The organism is Larkinella rosea, assembly GCF_003858635.1.
GTDB lineage: Bacteria > Bacteroidota > Bacteroidia > Cytophagales > Spirosomataceae > Larkinella > Larkinella rosea.
In genome coordinates, this window is record NZ_RQJO01000016.1 from 1 (window position 1) to 18,611 (window position 18,611).

At 50.8% G+C, this 18,611-nt stretch carries 15 protein-coding genes; 3 read left to right on the top strand and 12 right to left on the bottom strand.

The genetic code is table 11. The features are described 5' to 3' along the window. Positions 1–288 precede the first annotated feature (288 nt). Positions 289–801, top strand: a complete 513-nt coding sequence (locus EHT25_RS30165; RefSeq protein WP_124879181.1) for a hypothetical protein — start codon at positions 289–291, stop codon at positions 799–801. 83 nt (positions 802–884) lie between these two features. On the opposite strand, the gene EHT25_RS30170 is transcribed toward EHT25_RS30165, so the two are convergent. The 6 genes from EHT25_RS30170 to kefF form a co-directional block, all read right to left on the bottom strand. After that, entirely contained in the window at positions 885–1,178 is a 294-nt protein-coding gene (locus EHT25_RS30170; RefSeq protein ID WP_124879182.1) for a hypothetical protein, read from the bottom strand. A gap of 416 nt (positions 1,179–1,594) precedes the next feature. Next, positions 1,595–1,975: a DoxX family protein gene (locus EHT25_RS30175; RefSeq protein ID WP_124879183.1), complete on the bottom strand. Its 381-nt coding sequence runs from the start codon at positions 1,973–1,975 to the stop codon at positions 1,595–1,597. A 163-nt stretch (positions 1,976–2,138) separates the two neighbouring features. After that, a complete protein-coding gene (locus EHT25_RS30180) occupies positions 2,139–2,534 on the bottom strand; it encodes a DUF5684 domain-containing protein (RefSeq protein ID WP_229311851.1) in 396 nt (131 codons plus the stop codon). Positions 2,535–2,569: 35 nt separating this feature from the next. Continuing rightward, entirely contained in the window at positions 2,570–4,498 is a 1,929-nt protein-coding gene (locus EHT25_RS30185) for a serine/threonine-protein kinase (RefSeq protein WP_124879184.1), read from the bottom strand. Positions 4,499–4,704: 206 nt separating this feature from the next. Then, positions 4,705–6,591 carry a monovalent cation:proton antiporter-2 (CPA2) family protein gene (locus EHT25_RS30190; RefSeq protein WP_124879185.1) on the bottom strand — a complete coding sequence of 629 codons (1,887 nt, stop codon included), beginning with the start codon at positions 6,589–6,591 and terminating at the stop codon, positions 4,705–4,707. 8 nt (positions 6,592–6,599) lie between these two features. Then, a complete protein-coding gene (gene kefF / locus EHT25_RS30195) occupies positions 6,600–7,190 on the bottom strand; it encodes a glutathione-regulated potassium-efflux system oxidoreductase KefF (RefSeq protein ID WP_124879186.1) in 591 nt (196 codons plus the stop codon). Between the two features lie 325 nt (positions 7,191–7,515). Here kefF and EHT25_RS30200 point away from each other — a divergent pair, with 325 nt between their 5' ends. Next, positions 7,516–8,544 (top strand): YpdA family putative bacillithiol disulfide reductase, encoded by a 1,029-nt coding sequence (locus EHT25_RS30200; protein WP_124879187.1) that lies wholly within the window; start codon positions 7,516–7,518, stop codon positions 8,542–8,544. A 10-nt stretch (positions 8,545–8,554) separates the two neighbouring features. On the opposite strand, the gene EHT25_RS30205 is transcribed toward EHT25_RS30200, so the two are convergent. Next, positions 8,555–10,528 (bottom strand): tetratricopeptide repeat-containing sensor histidine kinase, encoded by a 1,974-nt coding sequence (locus EHT25_RS30205; RefSeq protein WP_185731540.1) that lies wholly within the window; start codon positions 10,526–10,528, stop codon positions 8,555–8,557. Positions 10,529–10,867: 339 nt separating this feature from the next. Between EHT25_RS30205 and EHT25_RS30210 the strand changes: the two genes are divergently transcribed. Further along, positions 10,868–13,273 (top strand): family 78 glycoside hydrolase catalytic domain, encoded by a 2,406-nt coding sequence (locus tag EHT25_RS30210; RefSeq protein WP_124879189.1) that lies wholly within the window; start codon positions 10,868–10,870, stop codon positions 13,271–13,273. On the opposite strand, the gene EHT25_RS30215 is transcribed toward EHT25_RS30210, so the two are convergent. From EHT25_RS30215 to EHT25_RS30235, 5 genes are read right to left on the bottom strand one after another with little or no spacing between them, the layout of a single operon-like run. Further along, entirely contained in the window at positions 13,263–14,888 is a 1,626-nt protein-coding gene (locus EHT25_RS30215) for a hypothetical protein (protein WP_124879190.1), read from the bottom strand. The two genes, EHT25_RS30210 and EHT25_RS30215, sit on opposite strands and share 11 nt — an antisense overlap. Next, a complete protein-coding gene (locus EHT25_RS30220; protein WP_185731541.1) occupies positions 14,888–15,610 on the bottom strand; it encodes a class I SAM-dependent DNA methyltransferase in 723 nt (240 codons plus the stop codon). Before EHT25_RS30220 ends, EHT25_RS30215 begins: the two co-directional genes overlap by 1 nt. Next, positions 15,591–16,556, bottom strand: coding sequence for a glycosyltransferase family 2 protein (locus EHT25_RS30225; RefSeq protein WP_124879192.1), 966 nt, complete (start codon positions 16,554–16,556; stop codon positions 15,591–15,593). Before EHT25_RS30225 ends, EHT25_RS30220 begins: the two co-directional genes overlap by 20 nt. After that, positions 16,556–17,647, bottom strand: coding sequence for a DegT/DnrJ/EryC1/StrS family aminotransferase (locus EHT25_RS30230; RefSeq protein WP_124879193.1), 1,092 nt, complete (start codon positions 17,645–17,647; stop codon positions 16,556–16,558). Before EHT25_RS30230 ends, EHT25_RS30225 begins: the two co-directional genes overlap by 1 nt. Further along, positions 17,644–18,012: a sugar 3,4-ketoisomerase gene (locus EHT25_RS30235; RefSeq protein ID WP_124879194.1), complete on the bottom strand. Its 369-nt coding sequence runs from the start codon at positions 18,010–18,012 to the stop codon at positions 17,644–17,646. The genes EHT25_RS30230 and EHT25_RS30235 overlap by 4 nt, the downstream gene beginning before the upstream one ends. Positions 18,013–18,611: the final 599 nt, after the last annotated feature.

An 18,611-nucleotide genomic window follows, 5' to 3' on the forward strand; every position in this document is an offset into this window, starting at 1 on the left:
CTCTGTGGTATTCCTCATATTTTAATACAGTTATTCAATCAAATCTCATGCTTCTCAAATTATGAAAAAAGCTGCAATATTCTTGATGAGTTCATAAGAGAGTGGTTAATAAGTTGTGAATCGGACGTTTAATTTACTTAAAAGAGATTGAAGCTAAATTTGAATTTAGGGCTTTCACACTCTCTACATGCGTGATTGACATGTATAAATTAACCACCTGCTGGAATACATACAATTTGAGTGTAACCAAGTATTTTTGACGATTGGCAACATCGACCTGAACAATTTATGAAGATTGAAAAGCAATTTAAATCACCCCTTTACAAGTTCGTTATTTACGAATCAATAGAAACGACTCGCCAACGATTGCAGCAAGTATTTGACCGGACATTCGGACAGGTAATGTGGGATATACGCTTTAATATACAGGGGCAATTCATTGATCAAGAAAAAAGTATATTCAAAATACGCCAAGCAGGTGGAATCGCTACAACTGGCGGTGGAATTAAATTTATGGGCAAAATCTCACCAATCGATGATTCGACAACAGAAATAACCTTGACACCCAAAAACCAAGTAGTTACCATACCATTCTGGATCTTTCCCCTTTTTGTGGCAGGTATAATCTGTTATTCATTTGTTACTTCCAAGGAGCCCGCAAGTATAAAAAATGTGGTTTTAAGTGCAGGTGCCTTACTTGGCATATACTTCTCGTTTAAGTTTCTGTTCAAGTTTTCAGAAGTAAAAAGTTTGGGTTTGTTGGAAGATTTTGAAAAAGTATTCACAAGCGAGAAAAAATAAGGACGTTTTCTTTACCAAATACCAATGAGGGGTTGATATAGAAATTGCATTTCTTCTACAGAGGTTCTGTAAGTGCTTTTATGTTAATCAGCAACTTCTTCAGCGGCTCTAATCACCTTTCTTGCTAGTTCTGAGTTCTTCTCTATGTTGCCCAATAATCCCATCATCTCTTGCTCAATCGATAGTAATTTCTGGGCTAGCTCCTCAACAGTTGCCCCACGTATAACCAAGTTAAAGACCTGGCCAGCATAAGACGAATATTCATCCCTTACTTCAAAGCAATCATTGATTCCAATAGGGTCCCATTCCTGCCATAGGAGTTCGTCTATGAAGGTATATAATTGGTTTTGCTTGTCAGTCAGCCTTCGAAACGACATTTTATCTGTTGTATAATCAAATCTTATGTTACCCAAATTACCAAAAAGTTATTGATAATCACATGAGTCCATTAAACGAGCATTTGGCAAATAGTTAAAAATAGAACAATCTGGTAATCAGAAGCAGTCAATCAACCCGGTTGATCAATCAAAATAAAAAATACGGTAGTTAATTGACTGGGATTGATTGACTGTTATTTGACTTTTGGAGGTTGTTGCGTGGCTCGTTTCGCGGGATTTTATGGACATGAACGAGTCGTTCTGGAAGTGTTAAGCCGTAATATCCGACCCTTCATTTGGCCGTTTGAAAATAAAAAAAATGATCCATGTAAAATGCGGAACGTTAACTATAAAAGTGGTGAAAACCGGGCACCTTTACAGTCGACGTTCCGCATTTTACATGGATCATTCCTAACTCACACCTGCTCCCGCAAGCTTGTGGTGGTGGGCAGAAAAATCGATTTGTCGCGCAGAAAAGCCGCAATCCAGACCAGCACCAGCACCATTCCGGCGTTCGCCAGCGGTTTATCGTGTGACAGATCCGTCGCCATCGCTCCGGCGAAGTAACACGACAACAGGATGAACCCCAGCTTCATGGTTTTGGGGTAAATGAACAGGGCCGCGAACGTAATTTCCATGATTCCCAAAACCGGGATATACGGCCCGACACCTGCCTTGGTCAGGCCATCCACCACTTCGTTGCCGCCCATTAATTTCATAATGCCACTCAGTATCGTCATACCGCTGGCGATAACCGTAAAAATGACGGTGATAATCTGTTTCGTTTTCGTATTCATGATTGTAATTTGGTTACGTGCAAAACACCTCCGGTCATTCGCCGGAAGTGCTGCGTTCTAGTTGCGGTAAAATTACAATCAGTCACTATTCAAAAGATACTACTATCCCAAAGGATACCGGTATCCTTTGGGATAGTGGCTAAAAATGACCGGTTTTAATGACTCAAACCGCTGGCTGAGCAGGACGTTGGAAGGTGGCTTTTCCCCAGGCCAGTTGCGGGTAAAAGATGAAGGGCAAAAATAATAGTCCGACCGTGAAGCCCTCGGTTTTCCCAAACCGCTTTGCCAGTAAATTGGCAACCCAAACCAGCATCACAATGTTGACGTACGGAATCAGCATCAACAACAGCCACCACCAGGGTTTATCGACAATGCGCAGCAACGTCAGGGTGTTATAAATTGGAACGATAGCGGCCCAACCCGGTTCGCCGGCTTTCTCGAAGGTTTTCCAGAGGGCGGTGATGAGCACTCCACTGATCAGCAGGGCACCGGCGCAGACCATCAGGAATCCGATTTGCGCGACGTTATTAGCGGCACTTACCAAAATAACAGCATTCATAATTTCGACTCGGTTAATGGTTGATTGATACCTAATTAGCTCAAACGGAACGAGCGGACAATGTGCAGCAGATCGGTTTCGAAATCCGACTGGTTGGATTTTAGCGTCCAGGCAAAAACCTGGTAATACTTGTCCGACGACTTGTAAAAACCGTTGATGCAGTACAGCGGAATGCTTTTTCCGTTTTTCACGTAATCGACATCGCGGATGATGTACTGCATTCCTTCATCGGTGGAACCTACGTCGGACTGGCTGCGGGTCCGAAAGGTTTCACTGTTGATCGTCGTGTAGTTCCGGTATTGATCGAGATTATAGATTTTATTAGCCTCGACATCCGCTACCCGTTCGGTAAAAACCACCAGATACAACTCCTGGCCGGGATTCGAATACTGAACTTCCGCACCGTCGCGCAGGTTGGTGACCGACTGCATGGAACGCGGCACTTCGACGGTAAAATCCTGTCCTTTCACCAGTTGCGTACTCACAAACCCGCCAAAAACCGGTTTTTCAGGACCTGAGCTCGATTCGTTTGGGTTCGGCTCAGCATTGTAGCTTCCATAACCGGAGTCGCTATTGGAGGAAAACACACCGTTCGAAACCATACTCAGCAACAGCAATCCGAACAGAATCAAGCCAATGCCGACGGCCACCACGATGTAGGCCTGCCGCAACGCACCGGACGAAGGAAGCACCGGCGGTATTGGGAAATACGCATCTTTTCGCAGAGGGGCCGGGCCGGGCAAAGGTACCGGTGCGGGTAAGACTACGGGCGGAGGAGGAACAGGCATTGGACGGGCCTCCTGACGGGGTTGACCGGGCTGCACCAACTGGTACGTATCTCCGTTGACCAGGATACGCGATGCCTGTCCCTGTTTTCGAACCAGCGCTTTTTTATCTTCAATGTCGGTGATCGAATCGAACTCGACGGGTACCACCAGCGTTCCGGCGGTATTGACCAGGCCCCAGCGGGGGCCGATCCGAACGGCGGCATAGCCTTCGCTGAACGAACGTTGTTCGTCGTAGGCAGTGACAACTGGTGGTAAAATAACGGGCGGCTCAATCGGTTCCGGTTCCAAAGGCGAAAGGATTCGTAACAGCGTCTCGGCTTTCTGAACCCGCTGATCGATGTCGTGTACCAGACATTGCCGGATTACGGTTTGGTACGGTTCCGGAATCCGGTCGAACTGCGCCGGAATGGCAACCTCGTTGATTCGCTGGATGATCTGGATTCGTTCGGTTTCTGAACCGGCTTCGCTGTCGGCAATGAACGGTTTTTTGCCGGTCATCAGTTCGTACAGAATCACCCCGAAAGCCCACAGATCGACGTTGAAATGCATCCGGCCATTCTTCAACTGCTCCGGTGCCATGTAGTAAACCGAACCCGCGATGGTCGAATTCAGGAAGGCCATCGACATCACCAGATTGTCGTCGGGCCGGACAATCTTGCTCAGCCCAAAATCCGTAATTAGCGGCACGTACTTGCCGTAGGGCGTGCGGGCAACCAGAATATTCTGCGGTTTCAGGTCGCGGTGGGCCATCTGGTGGCGGTGTAAATGCGCCAAACCGCTCAGGATTCCGGTAATGATATCGTCCTTTTCGGACTGCGTCAGCGTCTTGTTCAGGAGCAGCTCGGCCAGATTGCCTTCTTTGTAGTATTTCAATACGGCCATGTCGACAACCCCAAAGACGGTCGTAAACCGCTCGCAGACTTCGTAGCGGGCGATGTTGGCGTGCCGGGGAATCTGGTTGGCGAGTTCGACCTCCCGCTTGAGCGACAGATCGCGCTGCTCGGTCCGGACATTCGAAACCTTGATGGCCACCCACTGATTCTCGATGGTGTCCCAGCCTTTGAAAACCGAACCAAAACCGCCTTCACCAAGGCGTCCGAAATCTTCGTCGTTTTCCGGCGAACTAAGCTTGCCGGGTTCGTAATGGTAGCGGTTGCGGAATTCTTCGTACGTCATGGGAATAGGTTTTTTAAGAAATATACAGGCTGAAAAGCACAGGCTTTCCACCCGCTTAATTCTTTATCCGGGTAAGGGGTAAAGCGTCAGTGGTTCAACGCAAAAAAAAATCGAAACGAGAGGATAATATACTGTTAATCAGTCAAAAGAACTGACTGAAATGGCAAGAAATTTTGTCGTTGAGCGTGGAAACGTTACGCTACTCTTCAGGGAAACATTTGCCGGACTTCGTTCCGTAAGGTTTCGGGGTCCCAGCCGTCTTCGACGTCTTTCAGCCAGCGGTCTTTTTCGTCCGAACTGAGCAGTTCTTCCAGCTCCCGAATGCGTTGCCGGGCACTGCTGAAGTACTGTTTCCGATCGTGCCGGAGCGCGGCCAGTTCGCCCATGTTCCGTTCGTCGTGTTTCAGAAACAGGCGGGCGGCCCGCTGCGACTGATAGGCCCGGTAGCCCAGCAGCGTCATCGCATCGACGCCCATCCGGAGTGAACTGTCGATGGTTTCGCGGTAAATGTGCGTGATACCGGCCTCCATAAATTCGTAGGAATCGTCGCGGTCGACGGCTTTTACCAATATTTTCAGATGCGGGAAATGCTTTTTGACGGTTTCGACCAGATCGAGCGATTTTTCCGGCGAATCCAGCGCAATAATCATCAGTTTAGCATCCGCAGCACCAGCCGATTCCAGTAAATCATACCGGGACGCATCGCCGTAATACACTTTCATGCCCAGTTTTCGCAAAATATCGACCCGGTCCGAATCAAAATCCAACACCGTCGTCCCGATGTTATTCGCCCGTAAAAACCGCCCGACGATGTTACCGTACCGACCAAAACCGGCGACGATCACCGCGTTTTTTTCCTCAATGGCATCCTGCTCTTTTTCTTCGGTTTCTTTCGTACCGATTCGCGGTAACAACAGTTTCTCGTTGGCCAGAAAAACGAGCGGGGTCAGGCCCATGCTGATGGCCACGACTGCCGTCATCATATCCACTATTTCCTTCGACAAAATACCGTTCTGCGAAGCGAATGAAAAGAGCACAAACGCAAACTCGCCCACCTGACAAAGGCCCAGCGCAAACAGCAGATTCTGATCGGTTTTTAGTTTAAATATTTTCCCTAAAACCGCTAATACCACCGCTTTAGCCATCATCACGGCGATCACGATTCCGACGACCAGCAGCGGTTTTTCGAGGATCAGGTCAAAATTGATGGCGGCTCCCACCGAGATAAAAAACAACCCGAGCAACAAGCCTTTGAACGGGTCGATGTCGCTTTCCAGCTCATGCTTGTACTCACTGTTGGCCAGCACTACACCCGCAACGAACGCACCCAGCGCCGGGCTCAAACCCACCATTTCCATCAGCACCGAAATGCTCACCACCATCAGCAGGGCCGTGGCAATAAATACTTCCCGCAAACCGGTTTGGGCGATAATCCGAAAAACCGGTCCCATCACATACCGCCCCACCAATACCAGACCGACCACCGCGCCCACCACCGCAAACGGCCGCAGCCAGCCGGGCAGGCTGTCGATCAGTGCCGCATGGGCGTGGTGATCGGCCGCCGAAGCGACCGGGTAAGTAGCCAGCAGCGGCATAATGGCCAGAATCGGAATCACGGCAATGTCCTGAAACAGCAAAACCGCAAAGGTATTCTGCCCGGCCGCCGTTGCCATAAGCCCTTTTTCATTCAGCGTTTGCAGCACAATGGCCGTCGACGACATCGCCAGAATCATGCCCAGCGCCAGCGACGGCTGCCACGGCAAACCGGTCGTCAGGGCAAGGCCGCCGGTCAGCACCGCCGTGAGCAGCACCTGCAAACCGCCCATGCCCAACACCGGCATGCGCAGTTTCCAGAGCCGCTCGGGTTCGAGCTCCAGCCCGACCAGAAACAGCATGATGATGACGCCGAATTCGGCAAAATGCATAATATCGTGACTTTCTTTGCCGACTAAGCCTAAAACCGCAGGGCCGATCATGACGCCCGCCAGCAGGTAGCCCAGCACCGAGCCCAGCCCCAAGCGTTTGGCAATTGGAACAAAAAAGACCCCGGAAGCTAAATAGACAATGGCCTGAAGAAGTACGGATTGATTCATAAGGTCGGTTAATCGATAATAAATTCGTTCATATACTGACGCGTTCGGGCGTCTTCGATGTCGATCTGATCGGTGGTCAGCATCGTCAGCAGGCTTTTATACTGGCTCGCATATTGCCGCATTTCCGGCTCGGTCAGCCGGTGGGTTCCGTGGATGGCAAAGGGCGGCAGGTAGATCATTTTACACAAAAAAGCCGTCTGATCGAACGGAGCGAGAAACTGCCGCAGCGTAAAGCGGTTATAGCCTTCTTCCTCATAGGCTCTCCGGGGGCCGCCGGTCGTAATCACGTTCAGCATTTTTTTGCCAACCAGCGCATTTCCTTCCCGCCCGTAAGCCCAGCCGTGTTCCAGCACCAGATCCTGCCACTGTTTCACCATCGCGGGCGAGCTGTACCAGTAAAACGGGTGATGCAGAATGATGATATCGTGAGCCAGCAACAACTCCTGTTCGCGGTCGACGTCGATGTCAAAATCCGGGTATTCTTCATAGAGGTCATTCACCGTGACCCCCTCGACCGACTGACAGGCTTTCAGCAAAAGCCGGTTGGTTCTGGATTTTTCTAAGGCAGGATGCGCAAAAAGAATAAGTACAGATGACATACTTTACGGGAATTCATTCCTACAGACGAATAACCGGCTGGTAAATCCATCCCGCACGGTTTGCCTGTATGATCAAATTTAAGCCATTTCTGAGGAAATAAAAACCGGGGGTGTTCGTCGATCCCATTCGCAAAGCCGCTATGTCGTCGCCGGTTGAGAATTTATTGCCTTTATCAACGCTTTATTTTGCTGATTTTTTAAAGCCGCCGACGGGGTCTTCGACCGCTGTCAGGGCTTAAATAGGGAAAAAAGCCCGGGGATCAGAACTTCTTTGGCTAAATTTGGTATTCTTAACTTAGCAATCTGACACAAGGGGGTAACGACTATGTACGACGTGATTATCATTGGTGGGGGGCCGTGCGGTTTGGCGGCCGGAATCGAAGCATCCAAAGCGGGGTTAAGTCATTTGATTCTGGAAAAAGGCAGCCTAACGGAGTCGATCCGACGGTATCCGAAAATGATGCGGTTTTTTTCGACGGCCGAAAACATCGAGATTGGCGGCATTCCGTTTCCGATTGCGGGCGTCAAAGCCAACCGGACCGAAGCCCTGCAGTATTACCGCAAGGTAGCCGGTTATTATAAGCTGAATTTCAAGCTGTTCACGGAAGTAAAACACGTTACACGCTACCAGTCATCCGACGAGGAGGAAGCCGAACCCAAAGAGCTGTTTACGGTTTTTACCACCAACGATAAAACCTATCAGGCCCGTAAAATCATTCTGGCAACGGGTTATTTCGACAAACCCCGCTGGCTGAACATACCGGGCGAAGATTTGCCGCACGTCACCCATTATTACGACGAACCGTTTCCGTATTCATTCACGAACGTCGTTATCGTCGGAGCGTCGAACTCGGCGGTGGAAGCGGCTCTGGAACTATACCGCGCCGATGCCCACGTGACGATTGTGCACCGCGCCGACGATTTTCGGAAAACCGTCAAATACTGGCTGGTGCCGGACGTCAAAAACCGGGTGAAAGAAGGAAAAATTCACACCCGGTTCAGCACCTGCGTGACGCGCATCGAACCGGGGAAAGTTTGCACCACCAACCTGCAAACGGGCGAAGAAAGCGAACTCCCCGCCGACTTTGTGTTGATTCTGACCGGTTATATTCCCGACGCCGACTTACTGAAAGAATGCGGTGTGACGCTGAATCCCGAAACCCAGGTGCCGACCTACGACAAGGAAACCTTCGAAACCAACGTGCCGGGTTTATACGTTTGCGGGACGGTCATGGCGGGCATTTACACCGAAAAAGTGTTCATCGAAAACGGCCGCGACCACGCGAAAGCCATCATCGACCACATCACCGGAAAACCGGTGCGGAAGGTAGCGGAGTTGATTGAGCGGATTTGAAAACCGGTCCTTACTCTGCCGGAAGCCTGATCCGAAACGTAGTACCTTGGTTCGGAACACTTTCGAACGAGATTTTCCCGGCATGGGCTTCCACAATCTGTTTGGTAATCGACAGACCGAGGCCAAACGATTCTTCACCCGCAGTTCCCTTGCGTTTCGATTCGGTAAAGACATCGAAAATTTTATCACCAACTTCCGGTGGGATGCCGATCCCGTTGTCCCGGACGCTTAATTGAACCCATTTCGGACCGGTTTCGATCGACAGGTCAATGACGGAGCCCACCGGACTGAATTTGATGGCATTGGAAAGCAGGTTACTCACCACGCGCCACATCTTTTCGTAATTAAGCCGAAGCACGGCCGGTTTAAGCTGTAACCGGATCTGCTGTTGCTTTTGGGCGGCCCGATGCGCCAGCATATCGGCACACTGTTGAACCAGATCGGCCAGGTTGACCTCTTCCCGTTTGAAATGCTCTTTCGACGAGCCATCCATGTGCATCAGGTTGTTGACCAGTTCCAGCGAGTTGTTGCCGGAATCTTTGATGAGTTTCAGAAACTCCCGGTCATCGTCGCCCCGGTTATCGTCGTCCAGCATCATCTCCGCCATCGACGACATCGCTCCGATCGGGTTGCGCAGGTCGTGGGCCACAATTTTCATCAGCCGGGCATTTTCCCGCTGGCTGTTTTCGAGTGCCGAAAGCGTCCGCTGCATCTGGCTGTTGAGTTCCGTCAGGTTCCTGACGTTGGTGCGGGAGCGGTGGTAAAAAAGCCAGATGACGAAAATCAGACACAGGGCCATGGCCAGAAAAACCGACAGGCCGATCACATAACTCGTCTTCAGTTCACCGCTTTTCTCCAGCATCGAAAGTCTGTATTTCTGCTCGTGCTCCCGAAGCACCTGATCCATGTCCACTTTTTTAAGTCCGGCATCCAGCCGATCCAGGGAGTCGCGGTAGGCGTGGTATTTCGTTGAAAACCGGTAAGCGCCGGCAATATCACCCGCTTTGTCGTAATAGAGTCCTTTCAGTTGGTACCAATTTTCCCAGATAGCACCGTGGGAAATGCTTTTGCCACGACCCGACGCCAGGTCCGCTCCCAGCCGGTCGAGCAACGGTTTCGCTTTGGGCAACCGATTGTGGTTGATGTATAAGCGGGCCAGCTTGATTTTACCGGTTTGGGCATCTTCAATCGAAAATCCCGGCCGGTCGTTGAGCCGGATGTTGGTCAGCAAATGCGCTTCGGCTTCCTGAAATTGATTCAATTTGGCATAAGCTCCGCCCAGATTTCCTTCCACAACGGCGCGGGCGGTGGTAATAAAATCACGCTTGTGAGGGTACTGGTTGAGGCTCGCCTTGATAAAGTGTAGCGCCCGGTTGTAGTAGACCACGGCAGAATCCGGCCGGCCGGATTTTTCGAAACACAGGGCAATCGAATTCAGAACACTCTGGCGCTGAATAAAACCGTATTGAAAAATCGGATTCGAACACGAAGCAACTTCGTCGTAAGCCTGTTTAAAATAGGGAATCGCCTGTCGGTACTGCTCCTGCCGGTACCGGATCACGCCCAGAGCACTCGTAAAATCGCTCATGCTGCAATTGTCCAGAATGCCTTTGGAGAAGTTTCTGCCATCGTAATACTGCTTGAAGGCCTGGTTGTATTTCTTTTCTTCCTCCAGCAAATTGGCCAGCGCATAAAGCGAGTGAGCATATTCATTCCGGTAGGCGGTTTTTGCCTTTTCCAGAATGGCCAGCATGCTATCCACATACATTCGCCGTTTGACCAGATTATGGTCATAATGCTTGTAATAGCTGGCTTTGACATTGTATTTTTTCCATAAATCGCCCAGGCCGGGATTGGGCAATGCCTGATATGCCGAATCCAGATAATGAAGGGAGACAGCCGCATCTTTTCCATCCATGAGGTTGGTGGCTCGTTCGGCTACGCTGTCGGCCCAGGCAATGTGGTCGGAGGAAGAATAAGGCATTTTTTCACAGGATAGTGTCGCCCAAAACACAATCAGGATAAAAAGAGTACACGTTTTAATCATACTTTTTCCGTACACGTTGAGACTTGCAATCGCACACAAACAAATCCGGTCAATCAGGTATTAAAATAGATACAATTTTATGATTATTACAAAGCAAAAGGTTGGTTATCATCACAAAAGTCACGTTTTAGTGACCGATAAATTCCCAATTTTGTCAAACCGGTTTTCTTCCGGTAAAATATTCGATGCCGACAGCGTATCAACGGGTAGGCACAGAACACGATAGCCCGGATTTGTCCTTATCTTGCAGGCTGATTCTGACCAGCTCACGCTTTTATGAAAACCAGGCTGCTTTTTTGCTTCATCCTTTTCACTTCTTTTTCCTTTGCCCAAACCCCTGCACCCGTTGCCCCCAATCGCATCGGCGAACCGTCCCGCTGGCAAACCGATTTCTGGAAAGCGCAGTGGATTGGCCACCCGACGGCACCAATTCGGGCTTATGGCGTGTATCATTTCCGCAAGAGTTTTGAGCTGGCGCAAAAACCGGGTCGCTTCGTGATCAACGTTTCCGGCGATAACCGCTACCGGCTGTTTGTCAATGGCAAAGCCGTGGTTTCCGGCCCGGCCCGCAGCGATCTCCAAAACTGGAATTACGAAACCGTCGATATTGCGCCCTACCTGAATGCCGGCAAAAATACCCTGGCCGCCGTGGTGACCTACATGGCCGAATACGCGCCGTTTGCGCAGATGAACTACCAGTTTGGGTTTATCGTGCAGGGCGAAGGCGACGCCGAACAGGTGGTCAATACCAATAATACCTGGAAAATTCTTCAGAATCCGGCCTATTCGCCGGTGATCAACGACATTCCGAAACTGCGGACGTACATCGTCATCGGCGCGGGCGACCGGGTCGATGCGGCTAAATATCCCTGGGGCTGGGAAGCAACCACCTTCGACGACGCCGGTTGGTTGCCCGCAAAACCGGTCGGCTGGCCCGCAAAACCGCGCGGTTTGGGAACCGACGGCAACTGGAATCTGGTGCCGCGCACCATCCCGCTGATGGAAGAAACTCCGCTCCGGCTCACGACCGTTCGGCGGGCCGAAGGCGTCGATGTAGACGATGATTTTTTACAGGGGAAAAACGCCTTTACCGTTCACCGCAACCACAAAGCTGTTATCCTGCTCGATCAGGGTTACCTGACCAATGCGTATCCGGAACTGACCGTCAGCCGGGGCAAAGATGCCGTCATCACGCTGGCCTACGCCGAAGCCATGATGGACGAAAAGCGGCAGAAAGGAAACCGCAACCAGGTGGAAGGCAAGCAATTATACGGCTTTGAGGATCAGTTCATCGGCGACGGCAGCAAGCAGAAACGCACCTTCCGGCCGTTGCTGTTCCGCACCTACCGGTACGTACAAATCACCATTGAAACCAAAGGCGAACCGCTGGAAATCCACGACCTGATTGGCCATTTTACGGGTTATCCGTTTCAGGAAAAAGCCCGGTTTGCCAGCAGCGACGAAAGCCTGAAGAACATCTGGGCCGTCGGCTGGCGGACGGCGCGGCTTTGCGCCGGGGAAACCTATTACGATTGTCCATATTACGAACAGTTTCAGTATACCGGCGACACCCGCATTCAGTCGTTCATTTCGCTCTACGTGACGGGCGACGACCGGCTGATGCGGAAAGCCATCGCGGATTTCGACCACAGTCGCTTCAACGACGGTCTGACGCAAAGCCGCTACCCGAGTGCTGATTTTCAGGTCATTCCGCCGTTTTCACTCTATTGGGTCAGCATGGTTTACGATTACTGGATGCACCGCAAAGACGATAAATTCGTGGAATCCATGATGCCCGGTATTGTCAGTGTGCTGGACTGGCACGAAAAACGGCTGGCGACCAACGGCCTGAACGGCCCACTGGAATGGTGGAATTTCGTCGACTGGTCGAAGTGGGACGCCCCGGAGGAAGGCATGGGCGGAGTACCGAAAGGTGCGCGGAAAGGCGGTTCGGCCATTCTGACGTTGCAACAGGCCTACACCATGCAGCGGATTTCGCAACTGTTTTATCACTACGGTAAAAACCAGCAGGCCGAACATTACCGCCTGGTGGGCATCCGGCTGGCGAAAAATGTCTACGACCGCTGCTGGGACGCGGGCCGGGGGTTGATGGCCGACACGCCCGACAAAACCGGTTTCAGCCAGCACGCCAACATCTGGGCCATTCTGACCGACGCCGTGCCGGTGGCGCAGCAAAAGGTCTTGATGCAGAAAATCATGAGCGATCCCAGTTTGATTCAGGCGACGTTTTACTTCAAATTCTACCTGTTTCAGGCGCTGAAAAAAACTGGGATGGCCGATCAGTTCTTGCCGATGCTGAAACCCTGGCACGACATGCTGGCGCTGGGCCTGACGACTTTCGCCGAAAACCCCGAACCGACCCGCTCCGACTGCCATGCCTGGAGTGCCGCCCCGAATTACGAATTTCTGTCGACGGTTTGCGGCATCAATCCCGCTTCACCCGGTTTTGAAACGGTCGTCATTACGCCCTACCTCGGCAATCTGCAATTTGCGGAAGGCGCCATGCCGCACCCGGCGGGAGAGATTGCCGTGCGGTTCGACAAAACCCCCACCGGCGGATTAAAAGGCACCATTACGCTGCCCGAAGGCCTGACCGGAACGCTGAAATGGAAAGGAAAAACCGTTGCGTTGAAGGAAGGGCAGCAGGCGGTTAGTTTGTGATCGCGGCCGGTTTCCGCTCAAAAATTCGCACATCCTCAATCGTTTTCACCAACTGATAATGCTGGCTGATGTAGTTTTTAACCAACGGATAATTTTCGAATTGGTAGGCTTTGTCGGCAAACATGGAGATGCGGGGCGTCATCACGTCCACAAATAGGCGTGGTTTGTTTTGTTCCAGATCGCTCAGAAATTCCTTCATTCGGAAAGCTTGTGTCGAGGTCGGGTAATAGACCCAGAACGCATTGGAATTTCGGTAGCCCATCGGTCGGCGGGAATAGGCGTGGAGACGGTCGACGTAGCCCCACAGCACCAGACCGTCGTCCGGCTGGCTGCGGTTTTGGATTTCGGCCGAAATCCGCTGGAACAACGGTTCGCCGGGGTGAATGTCGAGCGGTTTTCGGAAAAAACAGTTGATCGAAGCCTGCGCCAAAACCGTTCCTAGAATTACCAGAATGATTTTTTGCGTAATCGCCACATCAAACGTACTACACAGAACGGAAAGTAGAAACAAGCTGGGAAAAACCAGAAATAGCAGGTAATGGGTGTAATTATTCCCCGCCTGCAAAACCGCATAAAAACTGGCCACCAGCCAGATTAGCCCGAACCAAAACCGCTCTTTTTGATCGGTCGCAACTAAAACCGGTCGGCGAATTTGCATGAAAAGCCCGACCAGAATAGCCCCGAAGATCCCAATCCAGTACAGGAAAAACTGGTACGAATGCAGCAAATAACGAACGATACGGACCGGCGAAAACCGCTCCCCAGGCGACAAATCCGAGTATTCGGTGGTGTAGGAATAAACGAAATAATTGCTGAAATAATCGCCCCAAAACGAGTCCAGATCGTTTTTCCCGGCGTAATAAGCCGTTAACAGCAAAACCGGTAACAAAGCTCCGATCAGCAAGGCGGGCAAAGCCGAAAACCGCCGGGCCTGGTAGAGTTTCCAGACACCGAGTAAGCCCAGAACGACGCCCATCGGCACGGTCTGGAACTTCACGAATGGCAAACAGCCCAGCCAGAATCCGATGCCTGCAACCGCCCAAACCGGTTTTTCACGGATACGCAGCAGCCCGGAAAGACCCAGGATTAGCCACAAATTGCCGGTGACTTCGGTATTGAAACTGGCAAAATCATTCCAGACCATGCTCAGCAGCAGCAGGGGAAGCCAGATCAACGCCAACGTCATTTCTTCGGCGAGGTACTTTTTCAGGATTCGCCCGAATAACCAGAGCGTGATGCACCAAAGCAGAACGCCGATTAGATCGGTCAGCCGGTAATCGAGCGGAATGCCGATTAGTTCGGCAATCGCCAGCGGCAAAACTGCCAGCGGGCGGCCGTCGGAATAGTTGAGTAAGGTGTAAAGCGGATCGCTGGCTTTTCCGACGGTCAAGGCCGTTGCCATCCAGGTGCTCGTATCAATATTCTGTTCCCGATCCGGCGCGTAAAGGATTCGAATGCCGATAAAAAGCAAAAATGAAATTACCCACAAAGCACGCCCGGAAAGATTCGGAAATGAATCGCGAAAAAGCACTTTCCACCCAAGTATGAAACTCCAGCCCACCAGCAGAAATCCGATGAAAAGCCGGAAAGGAAGGGCGTAAACAACGGTTTCCATCAGCGCATTACGGTGAAAAGCGAACTGCCAAAAAGCGGTTTTCGGAATAGCCGTTCCTCCAGACGGAGAATGTTGAGCAGCAGGGTGTTAAGCCAGTGGGGCGGCTGATTGACATCGGAATGAACCGGCCGGGCCGGATTCAGTCGCCAGACCAGCAACTGAATCTTGCGGACAACCCAGATGGGAATGGTCAGCAGGAAATTCCAGTAAAAAACCTGCTTCAACGAAAAACCGGTTTGTCCCGCAAAATCCGCCAGTTCTTTTTTCACAAACCGCCGGGAGATGTTCAGGGCAATGTCGTGGGTGCCGCGCAGGGCCGGAAAGGCATTGTTGTTGCTGATAAAAATACCGCCCGGACGCAGTCGTTGCCGAAAGACGCCCAGAATATGCCGAATCTGTTCGTCATTGAAAAAGTACAGCACGTCGTCGCAGATGATCACATCGAAGCTTTCACTGGGATGAAAAGAGTTGATATCCAACAGATTATGGAGTTCAACCGGCAGATTTCGCTCCCGGGAAAAGAAAACCGCATCGGTCGAAGCATCGAAACCCAGGGTATTCAAATACCCTGCCTGCCGGAGGGCATCGAGCAAACCGCCGGTGCCACAACCGGCATCCAGAATGCGAATGGACTGATCAGTCGGAAAAACGGTTTGAATTTGACGAATTACTTTGTTGTGCAGAACGCGATACCACCATAATTTACGCTCTGCTTGATACATACTTTCGTACTCGTCCCGATTTCCGATCATAGTTGAAATGTTCCGATTTGATGACGTACTGCGGCAGGCCACTCTGCATCATAAAAAGCCGACCGACGTATTCGCCGAGTAAGCCCATCCCAAAAAGCTGAATGCCCCCGCAGAGACAAACCGTAAGCCAGATCAAATGGTCGGTCAGGGGCAGGTGTTGGGTCAATAATGAACCGACGATTTCGGCCAGACCCGCCACAACGCTGAAGCCAATCATGAAGATCCCCAGCGTGGTCAACAACCGGAGCGGCTGAACGGAGTAACCAAAAAGAATCGTCAGAAAAAGGGAAATCAGCCGCTGGACGGTGTAGTTGGAGCCTCCTTCCTGGCGTTTTTCGTGTTGTACGGTTACGCGGCCCACGTTGCGCGTGGTCCGGAAAATCAGGCCGTCCAGATACGGATACGGGCCGTTGTACTGAATGATTTCCTGAACGATTTCCTGCCGCAGCAATTTAAAACTCGACAGGTACAGGTCGGACGGTTTCCGGAGCAGCCAGGTCGTCAGCCGGTTGACCAGCCAACTGCCCACGTTTCGGAACCAGACGTGTTCTTTTTTGTCGTATTGTGAATAAACCACATCATAATCGCCCTGCTGCGCTTCGCGCAACAGCTTGATGATTTCCTGCGGTGGATTCTGAAAATCGTCGTCAATAATGACGCAATATTCACCCCGCGCGTGGTTCAAACCGCACATGACGGCGTGAAATTCGCCAAAGTTTTTGCGCAGTGAAACAAACTGAACCTGTTCAAAGGTTTGGGTCAGGGTTTCGCAGATGTCTTCGGACGCGTCCCGGCTGCCGTCGTTGACCAGCACAATCTCAAAATCATACGCGGATAACTCGTACGTGAGGCATTCCACCAGCGGAAAGATGGTGCGTTCACTGTTGTAGACTGGGATAATGACAGAGAGTAGCATCAATTGGGGGCGTTATTGATTGTTTCAATAATATAGTCCACCTCAACATTCGTCAGCACGGTATTGAGGGGCAAACTTAACACTTCCCGGTGTAGATGTTCGGTCAAAGGTAATTCCAGATGCCGGTAGTCAGCGTAAGCGTCCTGCTCATGGGGAGCTACCGGATAATGAATAACCGTACCGATATTTTTCTGATGAAGATACGACATAAATGCATCCCGTTGCGGATGACGAACCACAAAAAGATGCCAGACATCCTCGTGAATGTGATCGGACGGGGGTAAACTGAGCGTCGGATGCTTAATTTCGGCCAGATAACGGGTCGCAATGGCTTGCCGACGCCGATTGTCAGCGTCGAGATGCGGTAATTTCACCCCGAGGAGAGCCGCCTGCAATTCGTCCAGCCGACTGTTCATTCCCTGAATCTGGTGGATGTATTTCTGCTCGGAGCCGTAGTTCCGCAACAGCCTTACCCGATGGGCCAACGCGTCGTCATTGGTCAAAACCGCTCCGGCATCACCCAGAGCGCCCAGGTTTTTGGTGGGGTAAAAACTAAAGGCTGCCGCATCGGACAGGTTCCCCGCTTTCCGGTTCTGGTACGTTGCTCCGTGCGCCTGGGCCGCGTCTTCGATGATTTTCAGGTTGTATTTTGCGGCCAGTTCCTGAATGGGAGTCATGTCGCAGCAGCGCCCGTAGAGGTGAACCACCACAATGGCCCGGGTTTTTTCGGTAATCAGGGGTTCAATTTGAGCAGCGGCCAGGTTGTAGGTGCGCGCGTCCGGTTCGGCAAAAACCGGTACCAGACTCAGGGCGGTAATGGGTAGAACCGTCGCAATGTAGGTATTCGCCGGGATAATGATTTCGCTTCCCGCCGGAAAGTCCAGTGCCCTGAAAATCAGATGAATAGCATCGAGTCCGTTGCCAACACCAATCCCATGTTTTACCCCGCAATAGTCGGCAAAATTCCTCTCAAACGTCTCCACTTCGCGCCCCAACACATACCAGCCCGAAGCCAGAACCCGGCTGGCGGCTGCCTGCAGCGATTCCGAATACGGTTTGTTTACCTGTTTGAGGTCTAAATGTGGAATCATGGACGGTCAAAGAAGTAGTCGGAGGGGTCGTATGTCTCGTTCGACATCACCAGCAGGACGGTTTCCTTCGTAAACTGGTCAATAATGTGCCAATCGCCGGGTTCAATCACCAGGCATTCACTGGGTTTATTCAGGTTATAATATGATTCTTCGATTCCGTTGGTCACAAAAATCCGGCACTCTCCCGTAATGGCAATCAGGGCATTCGACTCTTTCCGGTGGCCGTGTAACGCCCGTTGTTGGGATACTGAAGCTACATTATAGATGTAAAAAGCCCTTTTAATTTCACCAGGTAGTATTTTTTCAAAAACGGTAAGGTCTCCCTTCTCTGACGAGTGAGTTGTGAGTTGAATAAGTTTGGACATACTTCAGGTGATTACTCCTGCTAAATTAAATATAATTTTTAATTCAATGGAGTAATCATTTCCGGGATACTCAAAAATAGTGTCATAATTACGATTAGAGATAAATACGCATTTCCGGTCCGTTACTCAATTTGAAAGATTAAACATGGATTAAAATATTCAATAAAAGCACTCTTTTCTCTCAATAAATCATTACAAATCCCATGATTTATTGCGCACAGGCAGGCCACTTAAGCGCGGGAGACGTTCACGATATACCAACTTCCGTCCATTCATTTCCTGCTGGAACCTCTTACTAAATATCAAATTCGCCGGACTAAAAACCGGCCGGAGCGATTCCTTCTTTGGAGCTAAACCGAAGCCAATAACCTGGTAAACAACCCGTTTATCGCATCCCCGCCTGCCATTCTATTTTCCGAAATTCAGATAAATACCGCTAATCCTGCCCGAAAGATGACCATTCAGAAAATCTATAAATGCGCTTTCGGACCAGGATCAGCCACCGTTTAATTTGGTTACCGGATCGGGTGTTTCCGGCGCATAAAACCGGTGCGATAGCTGGTGTCAATTACAAGCATTTATTGATGCATTTTCATACA